Source organism: Microcella sp. (assembly GCF_040286215.1).
Taxonomy (GTDB): domain Bacteria; phylum Actinomycetota; class Actinomycetes; order Actinomycetales; family Microbacteriaceae; genus Microcella.
In genome coordinates this window covers 59,832-73,206 of sequence record NZ_JAVKCK010000011.1, presented here as the reverse complement: position 1 = coordinate 73,206, position 13,375 = coordinate 59,832, and the positions used below count along the sequence as shown (strand labels likewise).

Annotated in this window: 10 protein-coding genes; 3 read left to right on the top strand and 7 right to left on the bottom strand. The window is 70.0% G+C overall.

What is annotated here, in order from left to right; genetic code table 11:
* Positions 1-30 precede the first annotated feature (30 nt).
* Both RJQ01_RS05485 and RJQ01_RS05480 read left to right on the top strand, forming a co-directional pair.
* Positions 31-1,647: a GTPase family protein gene (locus tag RJQ01_RS05485; RefSeq protein ID WP_350475722.1), complete on the top strand. Its 1,617-nt coding sequence runs from the start codon at positions 31-33 to the stop codon at positions 1,645-1,647.
* A gap of 177 nt (positions 1,648-1,824) precedes the next feature.
* Positions 1,825-4,134 carry a cell wall-binding repeat-containing protein gene (locus RJQ01_RS05480; protein WP_350475721.1) on the top strand — a complete coding sequence of 770 codons (2,310 nt, stop codon included), beginning with the start codon at positions 1,825-1,827 and terminating at the stop codon, positions 4,132-4,134.
* 36 nt (positions 4,135-4,170) lie between these two features.
* On the opposite strand, the gene RJQ01_RS05475 is transcribed toward RJQ01_RS05480, so the two are convergent.
* The 5 genes from RJQ01_RS05475 to RJQ01_RS05455 form a co-directional block, all read right to left on the bottom strand.
* Complete coding sequence (locus tag RJQ01_RS05475; protein WP_350475720.1) at positions 4,171-5,109, bottom strand: type II secretion system F family protein; 939 nt, start codon at positions 5,107-5,109, stop codon at positions 4,171-4,173.
* 28 nt (positions 5,110-5,137) lie between these two features.
* Positions 5,138-6,004, bottom strand: coding sequence for a type II secretion system F family protein (locus RJQ01_RS05470; protein ID WP_350475719.1), 867 nt, complete (start codon positions 6,002-6,004; stop codon positions 5,138-5,140).
* Positions 6,001-7,278 (bottom strand): TadA family conjugal transfer-associated ATPase, encoded by a 1,278-nt coding sequence (locus RJQ01_RS05465; RefSeq protein WP_350475718.1) that lies wholly within the window; start codon positions 7,276-7,278, stop codon positions 6,001-6,003. Before RJQ01_RS05465 ends, RJQ01_RS05470 begins: the two co-directional genes overlap by 4 nt.
* A gap of 52 nt (positions 7,279-7,330) precedes the next feature.
* The gene (locus RJQ01_RS05460) at positions 7,331-8,833 is read right to left on the bottom strand and encodes a serine hydrolase domain-containing protein (protein WP_350475717.1); all 1,503 of its coding nucleotides are present in this window, start codon (positions 8,831-8,833) and stop codon (positions 7,331-7,333) included.
* 146 nt (positions 8,834-8,979) lie between these two features.
* The gene (locus tag RJQ01_RS05455) at positions 8,980-9,150 is read right to left on the bottom strand and encodes a hypothetical protein (RefSeq protein ID WP_350475716.1); all 171 of its coding nucleotides are present in this window, start codon (positions 9,148-9,150) and stop codon (positions 8,980-8,982) included.
* 431 nt (positions 9,151-9,581) lie between these two features.
* On the opposite strand from RJQ01_RS05455, the gene RJQ01_RS05450 reads away from it, so the two are divergent.
* Positions 9,582-10,358 (top strand): ZIP family metal transporter, encoded by a 777-nt coding sequence (locus RJQ01_RS05450; protein WP_350475715.1) that lies wholly within the window; start codon positions 9,582-9,584, stop codon positions 10,356-10,358.
* A 108-nt stretch (positions 10,359-10,466) separates the two neighbouring features.
* Here RJQ01_RS05450 and RJQ01_RS05445 read toward each other — a convergent pair whose 3' ends face one another.
* Positions 10,467-11,927: an NAD-dependent succinate-semialdehyde dehydrogenase gene (locus RJQ01_RS05445; protein ID WP_350475714.1), complete on the bottom strand. Its 1,461-nt coding sequence runs from the start codon at positions 11,925-11,927 to the stop codon at positions 10,467-10,469.
* Between the two features lie 30 nt (positions 11,928-11,957).
* The gene (gabT, locus tag RJQ01_RS05440) at positions 11,958-13,319 is read right to left on the bottom strand and encodes a 4-aminobutyrate--2-oxoglutarate transaminase (protein ID WP_350475840.1); all 1,362 of its coding nucleotides are present in this window, start codon (positions 13,317-13,319) and stop codon (positions 11,958-11,960) included.
* Positions 13,320-13,375 lie beyond the last annotated feature (56 nt).

Here is a 13,375-nt window from a genome sequence, read left to right as displayed (position 1 = left end):
CACCTCGACGGCGTGCATGCGGGGTGCGGCATGAGTCCCGCGAAGCCGAGCCTCGACGCCGCGCTCGCCGCCCTGCGCACCGTCGTCGATGACGGTGCCGGGCGCATCCCGAGCTCTCTCGCCGACGAGGCCGAGGCGCTGCTGCGGCAGGCGGAGGCGCGTCGGGCGCGCTCCCCCGAGCACACGGTCGTCGGCGTGTTCGGAGCGACGGGGTCGGGAAAGTCGAGCCTCGTCAACGCGCTCGTCGGCGTCGAGGTGGCGAAGGCGCACGTGCGGCGCCCGACCACCTCGCAGGCCCTCGCCGTGACGTGGGATGCCGCGGGCGCCGCCGAGCTTCTCGACTGGCTGCAGATTCGCGAGCGCGTCGAGCGCACCGAGCCCCTCGACCCCCGTGCCCGCAGGCTCGTACTCGTCGACCTGCCCGACATCGACTCGGTCGAGGCCGGCAACCGGGCGATCGCCGAACGGCTGGCCGGCCAGGTGGATGCCCTGCTCTGGGTCGTCGACCCGCAGAAGTACGCCGACGACGTGCTGCACGCCCAGTTCATCGCGCCGCACGCCCGGCACGCGGCGGTCACTCTCGTCGTGCTCAACCAGGTGGATCTGCTCTCGGACGCCGACCGGAAGGCCGTCGTCGCCTCGCTGCAGAGCATCATCGAGCGCGACGGCCTGCCCCGCGCCCGCGTGCTGCCCGTGAGCGCGCGCAGCGGCGACGGCGTCGAGGCGCTGCGCGTCGCGATCGGCGACCTCGCCGCGTCGAAGGCGGTGCGGGATGCCCGGCTCGCCGCCGACGTGCAGACCCTCGCCGCTCGGCTCGACGACCCGGGCCAGGCGCCGCGACCCGACTCACGCGTAGCGCAGCGCGTCCGCGACGAGGTGGGCGCTGCGGCCGGCGTCGACGTCGTCGCTGCCGCTGTCGCGAGCTCGTACCGCAAGCGCTCCGCACAGGTCACGGGCTGGCCGCTCGTCTCCTGGCTCGGTCGACTGCGCGCCGACCCCCTCGCACGACTGGGGCTCGGGCCCCGTCGTCGGGGCGCCGGCGTCGCGGACGACCCGGATGTGCACCGCACGAGCATGCCGCTGCTGAGCGCAGGAGCCCAGGCGCGCCTGTCGCTCGCCGTACGCGCGTTCGCCGACCGCGCCGGCGAGGGCCTCGGCGCGCCCTGGCGGGCGGCGGTGCGCACCGCTGCCGAGGGCGCCCTCGAACGGCTGCCCGCCGACCTGGATCTGGCGATCGCCCGCACGAGCCTGCCCGCGAAGGGCTCGTGGTGGTGGGCGGTCGTCGGCGTCGTGCAGTGGGTGGCGCTCGTCGCCGGAATCGGCGGGGCGCTCTGGCTGCTGGGCGCATCCCTGCTGCCGACCTTCGGGATGCCCGCTCTGCTCATTCCGCGCGTCGAGGAAGGCCCGCTCGAGGGCTGGGCGGTGCCCACGCTGCTGATCGTCGCGGCAGTGCTCGTTGGAGTGCTGCTCGGCCTGCTGTCGGCCGCCCTGAGCGCCCTCACGGCGGCCGCGCGACGGCGTCGCACGCGCCGACGACTGCTCGCCTCGGTCGACGAGGTCGTGCAGCGCGAGGTCGTCGCGCCGGTCAGCGCCGAGCTCGACCGCGCGCGGGCGGTCTCCGCGGCGCTCGCGGTCGCCCGCCGCTGAGGGAGTATGTCGAAATTTTCCCCGGAGGGCAGTAGTGTGAGGATTCATTCGCTCAGACGGTGAGCTCATCAGAGGAACGACACACACGAACGATCGCGCGTCGACGTGCGCGTCCTGCGCCTCGAGAGGGCACGGCGAGACTGCGCACCCTTGAGTCCCTCTTCCCCAGGAGCCGTCTTGTCGACACTCTCCCGCCGCCTCACTCCGCTATCCCGTCCGACCATCGCGGCGCTCGTAGCCGTGCTCGTCACGATCGCGTCCCTCGGAATCTCCCCGGTGGCCACAGCGTCGACCTCCGGCGCGATCCGCGGCGTCGTCAGCGGAGACCCGGGCGCTGACTGGGATGGCCTCGTACGCGTGCGGCTTTCCCCCGTGGGAGGCGGCACCATTGTCGAGCGCAATACCGATCCCGAAACCGGTGAGTGGAGTGCACTTCTGCCCGTCGGTTCGACCTGGACGATCGGCTACTTCTACACAGGAGCCAGCAACTTCCTCTCACGGTACGAAGGCGAGGGCGATGGCAACGACGCCGCCTTGCGAACCCAGTTCACGATCAGTGCCGATGCGGACACGGTCGTCGATCGCTCGCTCGACGTGGGCGCCACCCTCACCGGAACTCTGGCTGGCACCACCGGCGCTCTCGCGACGGGCCAGGTCACAGCCCGACAGTCTCGAGTGTTCCCCGGGAACACCCCGCGCACACAGTTCGATCCCGCGACGGGTGCTTGGCGGGTGGACCGGCTGGCGTCGGGCTACGTCGTCCTCGAGTTCTCGTCCACGACCAGGTGGCGCACCAAGTCGTGGAGCACCAATCCGGCGGTCTCGTCGACGCCGATCGCGGTCACCGCAGGCGAAGAGCAGACGGGGTTCGACGTTGCGCTCTCACCCCTCGCGACCCTCGCTGGCACGGTGACGGCGAGAATCGATGATCAGCCGCTCCGTCTGATTCGAGCTGAGCTGCTCACGGCGAGTGGCGTCGTTCGCCATGTGACGTCGAGCCTTTCCACCGGCGCGTACGAGTTCACGAATGTATCGCCCGGCACCTACACCCTGTGTTTCTCCAACGTGGCTAATCTGACGGACCCTCTCGAGTTGCGCTACCGCGTGCTTCCCAGCTGCTACGGCGAGGAAACCCAGGAGGGCGGCACACCGATCACGATCGCTGCCGAGCAGTGGATCGACGAGGTCGACCTGGCGCTGTCCCGGAACGCCAACCTCTCTGGCACGGTGACCACTAACGACTCTCTGTCCTCCGGCCCCAGCCAAGTGAACCTTTTTCGAGAAACTGCGCCTGGATCACAATTCTTCGCTCTGGAAGCACAGACAACCTCGAACTTCGTCGGCGGCGGATACGTGTTCTACGACCTCGAACCCGGCAACTACGTGGTCTCATCGCGCCGCAGCAGCTCGCTGTTCGGCAACGCGGTCGTCTACTACCCCGATGCCCGGTTCTTCCGTGACGCCGAGGTCATCAGCGTTTCCGTCGACACCGACACCGTCCTCGATCGCATCAACCTCAACACTCAGCTGCTTCCACTGCGGGTCAGGCACTCGGGCGCCGATCGATTCGCCACCGGGACCGCGATCACACGGCAGATGTTCCCCCCGTCAGCGCCGGAGTCCTGGTCTGCTCCCGTGGTCTACATCGCCAACGGTCTCAACTATCCCGACGCGCTCTCGGCAGGGCCGGCGGCAGCGCATCTCGGCGGCGCACTCCTGCTCGTGCGCCCGACATCTATCCCCGCCGACGTGCAGGCTGAACTTCGCCGATTGACGCCCGAGAGAATCGTCGTCGTGGGCGGTCTCGGTGCCGTTTCGTCGAGAGTGGAATCGCAGCTTCGCACGTTCGTCGCAGATCCGCGCACTCAGGTTTCACGGCTCGGCGGCGCGAACAGGTACGACACAGGATTCGCCGTCGTCGGAGATGCGTTCCGCGGCGATGACGCGATTCCCGAGCAGACCGAGGCGATCTTCCTCGCGTCGGGGGCCAACTATCCGGATGCCCTTGCGGCGGGCCCGGCCGCGTCATGGTCCGGAGGTCCGGTCATCCTTCTTGACCCGTCGCAGCCTCGACTGCCGCGGCAGGTGCGCGAGATGATCGAGTCCCTCGCTCCCGACTACCTCTACGTTGTCGGCGGCACCGGTGCGCTCCCCGCCTCGATCGATGCCGACATCGACGGGCTTGCCCGTATCGACGAGAAACGACTCAGCGGAGCGAACCGTTACGAGACGAGCCTGCTCGTCAATCAGGCGGCGTTTCTTTTCGAAACGGAAGAGGCAGTACTCGCCACGGGGCTCGGGTTCGCCGACGCGCTCTCGGGAGGACCGTTCGCCGCGCAACTGGGCGCCCCCCTGTACCTGGCCCCCCAGACGTGCATTCCGCTTCCAGCGCTCGCCGACATGAGCGCGCTCAACGTGCAGCGTATTCACCTCTTGGGAGGGGTGGGCGCGCTCAGCGCGAGAGTGGCAGCTCTCGAGATCTGCTGATGTCCGAGCCAGGTGAGTCCTGCTCGTAACGGAGTCCTAGAAGCCGAGCTGCAGCACCATGAGCCCAGGCCACACCGCGAACAGCACTGTGACCGGGAGGATGAGGAACACCAACGGCACGAGCATCGCGACCTCGCGCGTGCCGGCCGCCTCGAGCAGAGCGCGCTTCGATTCCTCGCGGGCGTCGAGCGCGTGAGCCCGCAGCACCTCGGCCAGCGGTGACCCGCGATCGAGAGCCGCGAGAACCTGGTCGACGAGGCGGGTGACGGCGGGCATCCCGAGGTCGTCGCGCAGCTCTGCGAGACACGCGGCCACGGGCTGACCGGTCGCGGCCCGCGTGACGACGCGGTCGAACTCCGTCGCGAGCTCGCCCGAGCCGGTGCGCGCAACGCGACGCACGGCGTCGAGGATCGACTCGCCCGCCGAGACGCTCAAGGCGAGGAATTCGACGATGGTGGGAAACTCGTCGGCGATGCGCGCGACCCGGCGCTTCGCCGCCCGGGCGAGCAGCTGGTCCACCAGTGCGAGGCCCGCGATCGAGCCCGCCAGCAATCCCCCGAGCGCGGCGAGCACGATCGCGCCCGCATCGCGCACGGCCAGGCTCGCGACCGCGACGCCCGCAGCGGCTCCCAGAGCGGCACCCGCGAGCTGCCGCGTGCGATGCCCGGCGATCGTCGTCGACGCCTCCGACTGCCGCAAGCGCGTGCGGATCACCTCCTCGCCCCCGAGAACGCTCTCCAGCACGCGACTCGCACCCTCCACGAGCGGGGCGAGCAGCGCCGAAACGACCGGCAACGGGTCGCTGCGCCGCCCCGACGTCATCGCGTGCGCGGCGGGCGAGACGTCGACAAGATACGGCGCAAGGCGGTGCACGAGCCTCGGGCGACCCAGCCGCGGCACGAGGCTCACGAGCAGCCACAGCCCCGCGCCGAGGCCGACGCCGGACAGCACCGCCCAGCCGAGCAGTGGGCTCACGAACCCGCCGCTCATCGCGACCACCGGCTCATCGGAACCACCGGCCCTCTTCGGGCAGCCGTCCGAGCGCGATCATGATGCGGTAGGCCACGAGGGTCACGGCGAGCCCGCCGACCACGAGCACGGCGCCGCCGACCGAGTTGTAGGCCGCCGCGGCCTCCGGCCTCGTGCCGAGCAGCACGAGTACGACCCAGGGCGCGACGACGCCCAGGCGGGCGGCGGCGCGCACCCACGACTGCCGGGCATCCACCTCACCGCGTACGGCCGCGTCGGCCCGCAGGTAGTGCGAGAGCGAGCGCAGCACCGACGGCAGCTCGGTGCCGCCCACCTCGCGCGCCATGCGCAGCGTCTCGATGATGCGGTCGGCGACCGGGTCGGCGAGGTTCGCCTTGAGGGTGTCCAGGCTTTCCTCGAATCGCGCCGTGCGCACGTAGTCGCGGCGGAACTGGCGGAACGGCTCCTGCACCGCGCTCGGAGCCGACTCGGCAAGGGTCACGATCGCCTGCGGCAGCCCCAGCCCCGACCGGATGCCCGACAGCAGGTGATCGACCACATCGGGCCACACCGCGCGCACTGCCCGCCGGCGCGCGGCCGCCCTCGCCCGCAGCGTCACGATCGGCAGCACCGCCGCGACGACCCCCGCCACGGGCGCGAGCGCGACGACCGGAACGAGGACAAGGGTGAGGGCGGCACCGAGGAGGCCGATGAGGATGTCCAGGGCCACGAACGTCGCCGGCGCGACCCCCGTCACGCCTGCGCGCGCGAGCAGGTCGGCGACCGCGCTGAGCTGTCTGCCGCGCTGGGCGGGACGACGCTCCGGGTCGCGCGGCCACAGCCAGGGCGAGGCGACGAGCAGCACGCCCGCCGCCAGCACGAGGCCGAGCGCGACGCTCACGCGGGCACCGCTCGCGGGCCGGTGACCGGGTCCGCGACCGAGCTGACCGCAGGGCATAGCAACGGACGCGGGTCGAGTCCGGCCCGCGCGAACACGTGCTCGCGCGCGGGCAACGTTCCTGTGGCCGAGAGCTCGTCCCCACGCAGGGCGAAGATCGACTCGGCCTCGATCGTGCCCTCGACTACCTCACCCGTCGGCGCGACGATCTCCGCAACGCGGCGGCGCCCGCCGCGCACGAGCTCGCAGTGCACGACCAGGTCGATCGCGCTCGCGACCGTCGGCACCACGAACGACGAGTCGATGTTGCGCCCCGCGAGCAGTGGCAGGGTGGCGAGCTTGACGAGAGCATCCTGCGCGGTGTTCGCGTGTATCGAGCACATGCCTGGCAGCCCGGAATTCAGCGCAATGAGCAGGTCGAGCGACTCTGCCTCGCGCACCTCGCCCACGACGAGACGGTCAGGGCGCATGCGCAATGTCTCCTTGATGAGTCGCCGCAGCGAGATCTCGCCGGAGCCTTCCAGGTTCGCGCTGCGGCACTGCATCGCGACGACGTCGGGGGCGCTCAGGTCGAGCTCGAAGGTCTCCTCCACCGTGACGATGCGCTCGCTCGGTCTCGCTCCCGCGAGCATCGCCCGCATGAGGGTCGTCTTGCCGGAGTGCGTCGCGCCGCTCACGAGAATGTTGCACCCCGCCAGCACGCTCATGCGCAAGAACTCGGCAGCGGTCGGCGGCAGCGAGGCGAGCTCCACGAGACGCGACAGGTCGCGGATGCGCTGCGAGAACTTGCGCACATTGACCGACCAGTGGCGGCGCGTGACGTCGGGGATCACGACGTGCAAGCGTGAACCGTCTGGCAGGCTCGCGTCGACGAAGGGGCAACTGAGATCGACGCGGCGGCCCGTGGATTGGAGCATGCGTTCGACGAGCGTGCGCACCTCCTCCCCCGTCAGCTCAAGGTCGGTGCGCTCACTCACCCCGCCGCGGGCGATGAAGATCGCATCGGGCGCGTTGATCCAGATCTCCTCCACCTCGGGGTCGTCGAAGTAGGGCTGCAGGGCGCCGTAGCCCGTGAGGCTCGCGAGCACCGCGCCGAGGGTCTGCGCCTCGTCGACGACGGTGGGCAGCGCGGCGCCCCCGAGCGAGCGCTCGACGTAGCTGCGCAGCTCCTCCCGCGCGAGTCGCTCGGCCGCCGCCGGGTCGCGGTGCAGGTCAACCCGATCGCCGCGCACCCGCTCGCGCACCCTGGCGGTGATGTGCGAGGCGGCGGAGGGCATGGGAGCCATTGTGCGCAAGTGCTTCGGGGCAGCCCGTGCGCTCTCCACAGCACTAGGGCGTCACGGGACGCGACTCCGACGACGTCTCCCATCGACCCGGTCCTGCCTTCACGACTCGGGGCCCGCTGAGCGCCACGACCAACCGCAGTGCGGACCAGAGCACACCGGTGACGGCTGCCGTCACCACCAAGAGCGCAACATCGGGCTGGAACAACGCGACGGTCGCGAGCGGGGCACCGAACAGCTGCGGCATCAGACCAAGGAAGACCCAGGCGGCGACCGCCGTGGTGAGAATGGGGAACAATAGGCTGAACCAGCCGGAGAAACCGTCTTCACGCTTGGCTCGCAGACGGTCGCGCCGGAGGAACGCCCAAGCTCCGGCGAGCAGGTACGTGAGCGGAAGCAGAATGAGCCCGAGATACAGCAGTTGCTGCGACCAGCGCGCGCCCTCGCCCGAATAATCGAGCTCCAGCGCCGCAGCTGTGACGGCATTGCGCAGCTGGGTGGTTTCGCCGAACCCGATACCGCTGCCCGCGTTGACGAGCACGACAACTCCGACCCGGTCTGCCGGATTCATGGTAGCGAGAGTCTCTATTCCCGGCGTCGCTCCGGAGTGCCACGCCGTGCCTGCGCCATCGAGGTACCACCCAAGACCGTAGAACGGCACCGACGGGTTGGCCGGGCTCAACATCTGCGACTTACCTTCCGCGCTCAGCACGTCGTCTTTGCCGTTCATCAACACGCCGAGATAGAGCGCGACGTCGTGGGCGCTGGCGATCACACCACCTTGCGGGGCCGTAATGGGGTCGGGCGAACGCTGGTCGACTGGCAGACGGGTCGCGAACCAGGGGACGTGACCGACCGCTTCACCGGTGGCTTGGGCGCCGCCTGCCACCGTACTGTCGGTCATTCCGATCGGATCGAGTACGTGCTTTTGAAGGTAGGACGCGTACGGTTGCCCGCCGACCGTTTCGATGAGGCGACCGAGGACCTGGTAGTTCGTATTGGAGTACTCCCACTGTGTTCCCGGTGTTCTCGCTGGTCGGATCACTGCAATGGCGTCGACCGCGCGGGCGAGGTCGTCGGCCTCGCCGTTGTTGTCTCCGTGTACGGCGTTGCCCTGCAGAGTCGAGTATCCGCTGGTATGGCCGAGAAGGTCACGAACGGTGATGGCACTGCCCGGTCCGTCGTTGAACGCCGGCAGGTATGTGCCGATCGGGGCGTCGAGATCGACCTGACCCTCCTCGACTAGTTGCATCACGGCCAGCGCGGTGAAGCTCTTCGAGATTGAACCGATCACGAAAGGCGTGTCCTCCGTCATCGGCTCATCCTCACCGAGTCGAAGTAGGCCCCGTGCGCCGGCTTCCACGACCTCGCCATCACGCACAACCGCGTACGCCACTCCGGGCGCTCCGGCGGCGGGAAGCTCACGATCAACGGCGTCATCGACGGCGTTCGACGCCACGACCGGGAGCGCCGTTGCTGGGGCCACGGCGATCGTGTCAGCCGGGACGAGTATGGCGGTGGCTATGAGCGCTGCAACGATCAGGGGCATGAGGTCTCCTTCGCCGACTGAACCCGCTTGGCCCTAGTCAAGCCTGCGGGTGACACGCCAGCGGGCGGCATACCGCTGCGTCTCTGATTCTGGGATCGCGAACTCGTGAGGCACGATTCGATGTGCGCGAGGGACGACACTCGGCCTCAGTAGCCGACCGAGGAGAGGATGGAAATGCCGTGGGCGATGAGCACGAAGAAGGCTCCAGAGCTGAGCATCAGGATTCCGAGCACGGCGGGGACGGCCCAGAGCGGCGGCGGCTGCTTGATGGTGAGAGCCTGGGCGGAGCGGTTCTCTGACTCGAGAGGGTTGGACATCTGCTTCTCCTGCGGTTAGTCATGTGGTTAGTTGGTTCAGTAACTAACCAACCATGGCGTGACGCCGGTGTCAAGAGCACGTCACTCTCGCGCGAGCCCCGCATGCGCCTACGACTCAGTGCGGCTACCGCTCGCGCAAGCGCTTAGTGTCGTTGAGCACGAGGGCCAGCCCGACCGGAAGAGAAGCAACCGCGTACTTCCAAGCGGTACGGGACGCAGGGCCACTGCTGTGAGGTGCATACCTGCTCACCGCCGCCGTCGCGATCATGCGCACCCGGAGCATCCCCGCTTGGATCGGCGCGCTCGTGCTGTTGGTCTGGCTGCTGGAGCGGGGCGGGCAGGGGAGCCACGCGGCGGCAGCAGCGCACGCTCACGCCGGCACGCCCGCACCCTAGGCTGATCGGAATATCGACCGAAGCCGGGAGGCACGCATGCTCGAGGCCCTGACCGCCGGAGCCGCCGGGCTCGGCGCCGCCAGCTTTCTCGTTGTCGGCGCCGCACTCGCGTGGACCCTGCGCGTGCCCGACAGCGTCGTGGCAGGCATCATGGCCTTCGGCGCGGGCGCGCTCGTCTCCACGCTCGCCTTCGAGCTCGTCGGCGAGGCCCACAGCACCGGCGGCCTCGTTCCGACCCTCGGAGGTTTTCTCGCGGGCGCCGTGATCTACGTCCTCGCGGATGTGGCGCTCGCGGCGGCGGGCGCCCGCTCGCGCAAGCGCTCGGTCGCCCTGCGAAACGCGCCCGGCGTGCACAGTGATCCCGCCACGGGCGGGAGCGCCTCGGTCGGTCTCGCTGTCGCGCTCGGCGCGCTGCTCGACGGCATCCCCGAGAGCCTCGTGCTCGGCCTCTCGATCGCGCAGGGCGGCGCCGTGAGCCTCACCCTCCTCGTCGCCGTCGCCGCCTCCAACCTGCCGGAGGGGCTCGGCAGCGCGGCCGGCATGAAGCACGAGGGCCGCAGCGCGCGCTACGTCTTCGGCGTCTGGGTCGGCATCTCCCTCGCCTCGGGCGTCGCCGCGATGCTCGGCTACGTGCTGCTGCAGGATGCCTCGCCCGAGCTCGTCGCCATCGTCACGACGATCGCGGCCGGCGCGATCCTCGCGATGGTCGCGAACACCCTCATCCCCGAAGCCTTCAAGTCTGACCGCTCGCTCACGGGCCTGTGGGCGGCCCTGGGCTTCGCCCTCTCGTTCACGCTCTACCAGCTCGGCTGAGCGGCGAGCGGCGGCACGGTTCCGCGGCCGGGCGGCCACCACAGCGCCCGGCAGCGGAATTTGGGGGTGGGATGCCGTCGGGCCGGGGGCCCGACGAGCATGCCGCACTCAGGTCGTCGGAATGAACGTGTACTTCGTGGTGAGGTACTCGTCGATGCCCTCGAGCGAGCCTTCACGGCCGATACCCGACTGCTTGACGCCGCCGAAGGGCGCCGCGGCGTTGGAGATGACGCCCGCGTTGAGGCCCATCATGCCCGTCTCGAGACGGTCGATCATGCGCATGCCGCGGTTCAGATCCTGCGTGTAGACGTACGACACGAGGCCGTACTCGGTGGCGTTGGCGAGCTCGACCGCCTCATCCTCCGTGTCGAACGGCACGATCGCGAGCACCGGCCCGAAGATCTCCTCCGACAGCAGACGCGTGCCGGCGGTCACCCCCGTGAGCACCGTCGCCGGGTAGAACGAGCCCTCGCGATCGGGCAGCTGCCCGCCCGTGGTGACGGTCGCGCCGCGCGCGACCGCATCCTCGACCAGCTCGTGCGAGCCGGCCACGGCCTTGTCGTCGACGAGCGGGCCGATCTGCACGCCCTCCTCCGTGCCGCGCCCCATGCGCATCGCCGCCACGCGCTCCGTCACGCGGCGGCTGAACTCCTCGACCACGTCGCTCTGCACGAGGATGCGGTTCGCGGCCGTGCAGGCTTGGCCGATGTTGCGGAACTTGGCGAGCATGACGCCGTCGACCGCCTTGTCGAGGTCGGCGTCGCCGAAGACGAGGAAGGGCGCATTGCCCCCCAGCTCCATCGAGGTGCGCAGGATGCCGTCGGCGGCCTGCTTCATGAGAGTGCGGCCCACCGCTGTCGACCCCGTGAAGCTCAGCTTGCGCAGGCGCGGGTCGGCGATGATCTCGCCCGAGACAGCACCGGACTCCGACGTCGTGACGACGTTGACGACGCCCTTCGGCAGCCCCGCCTCCTCCAGCAGCGCGACGAAGAGCAGGGTCGTGAGCGGTGTCAGCGCGGCCGGCTTGATGATCGACGTGCACCCGGCGGCGATCGCGGGCGCGATCTTGCGCGTCGCCATGGCCAGCGGGAAGTTCCAGGGGGTGATGAGGAACGAGGGGCCGACGGGCGCGTGCGAGACGACGATGCGGCCCGTGCCCTCGGGGTTCTGGCCGAAACGACCCGAGATGCGCACGGCCTCCTCGCTGAACCAGCGCAAGAACTCGCCGCCGTAGGTGACCTCGCCGCGCGCCTCGGCGAGCGGCTTGCCCATCTCGAGGGTCATGAGCAGCGCGAACTCGTCGGCGCGCTGCTGCATGAGGTCGAAGGCGCGGCGCAGGATCTCGCCGCGCGCCCTCGGCGCCGTCGCCGCCCACTCGGCCTGCGCGTTCGCCGCGGCGTCCATCGCACGCCGGCCGTCGGCGACGGAGGCGTCGGCGACGTCGGCGAGCGTCCGGCCCGTCGACGGATCGGAGACCGCGAGTGTGCGGCCGCCGTCGGCGTCGATCCACGCGCCGTCGATGTAGAGGCCACGGGGAACCTTCGCGAGCAGGTCGGCTTCAGAGATCATGGTGCTCCTTGCGGGGGTGGACGGTGCGGGTCAGTTCGCCTCGAGCGCTTCGGCGATGACGCCGAGACCCTCGCGCAGCAGGTCGTCGCTGATGGACAGCGGGGGCAGCAGACGGATCACGTTGCCGTCGGTGCCGCAGGTCAGCACGACGACGCCGTTCACGTGGCAGTGCTTCGCCACGCGGTTCGTGAGCGCAGCATCCGGAGCCCCGGTCTCGTCGACGAGCTCGATCGCCATCATGGCGCCGCGTCCGCGAATGTCGCCGATGCGTCCATCGCGCGCCTGCAGAGCCGTCAGCGCGTCGCGGATGATCGACTCGAGCTCGCGGGCGCGCCCCAGCAGATCGTGCTCGTCGTAGGCCTTCAGGGCGCCGAGGGCCGCTGCCGTCGCGATCGGGTTGCCCCCGTAGGTGCCGCCGAGCCCGCCCGCGTGCGGGGCGTCCATGATCTCGGCGCGGCCGGTGACCGCCGCGAGGGGCAGGCCCCCCGCGATGCCCTTGGCGAGCGTGATGAGGTCGGGCACGATGCCCTCGTGCTCGCTCGCGAACATCGCGCCGGTGCGGGCGAAGCCCGTCTGCACCTCGTCGGCGATGAAGACCACGTCGTTCTCGTTGGCCCACTTCTGGAGGGCGGGAAGGAAACCGGCCGCGGGCACCACGAAGCCGCCCTCGCCCTGGATGGGCTCGATGATGATCGCCGCCAGACGGTCGGCCCCGATCTGCTTCTCCATCGTGTGGATGGCGCGTGCCGCAGCCTCTGCGCCGCTGAGCCCGTCGCGGAACGGGTACGACATAGGCGCGCGGTAGATGTCGGGCGCGAACGGCCCGAAGCCCGCCTTGTAGGGCATCGCCTTGGAGGTGAGGCCCATCGTGAGGTTCGTGCGACCGTGGTAGCCGTGGTCGAAGGCGACGACCGCCGACTTGCCCGTGTAGTAGCGCGCGATCTTGATGGCGTTCTCGACGGCCTCGGCGCCCGAGTTGAACAGTGCCGTGCGCTTGGCGTGATCGCCCGGAGTCAGGCGGTTGAGGGCTTCCGCGACCTCGACGTAGCCGTCGTAGGGAGTGATCGTGAAGCACGTGTGCGTGAACCGCTGCACCTGCTCGATCACGGCGGCCGTGACGTGCGGGTCGGCATTGCCGACGTTCGTGACGGCGATGCCCGAGCCGAGGTCGATGAGGCTGTTGCCGTCGACGTCGACGATGACGCCGCCGCCCGCGGCGACCGCGTAGACCGGCATCATGGTGCCGACGCCGCTGGAGACGGCGGCCTGCTGACGGGCGATCCAGGCCTCGCTCTGCGGGCCCGGGATGCTCGTCACGAGCTCGCGCTTCTGGGGCAGGCTCGGCCCCCCGGTGACGCTGGGGCGGTCGGCTGCGGGGGCATCCATCGTCATACTCATGCGGCCAGCGTAGGACTGCGCCCGGGTTCCGTCAGTGTCCACAACGTATA

Coding starts and splice junctions, on each gene's coding strand:
- gabT (WP_350475840.1), bottom strand. CDS start 13,319: ATGACGATGGATGCCCCCGCAGCCGACCGCCCCAGCGTCACCGGGGGG.
- RJQ01_RS05465 (WP_350475718.1), bottom strand. CDS start 7,278: ATGCCCTCCGCCGCCTCGCACATCACCGCCAGGGTGCGCGAGCGGGTG.
- RJQ01_RS05445 (WP_350475714.1), bottom strand. CDS start 11,927: ATGATCTCTGAAGCCGACCTGCTCGCGAAGGTTCCCCGTGGCCTCTAC.
- RJQ01_RS05455 (WP_350475716.1), bottom strand. CDS start 9,150: ATGTCCAACCCTCTCGAGTCAGAGAACCGCTCCGCCCAGGCTCTCACC.
- RJQ01_RS05485 (WP_350475722.1), top strand. CDS start 31: ATGAGTCCCGCGAAGCCGAGCCTCGACGCCGCGCTCGCCGCCCTGCGC.
- RJQ01_RS05460 (WP_350475717.1), bottom strand. CDS start 8,833: ATGCCCCTGATCGTTGCAGCGCTCATAGCCACCGCCATACTCGTCCCG.
- RJQ01_RS05450 (WP_350475715.1), top strand. CDS start 9,582: ATGCTCGAGGCCCTGACCGCCGGAGCCGCCGGGCTCGGCGCCGCCAGC.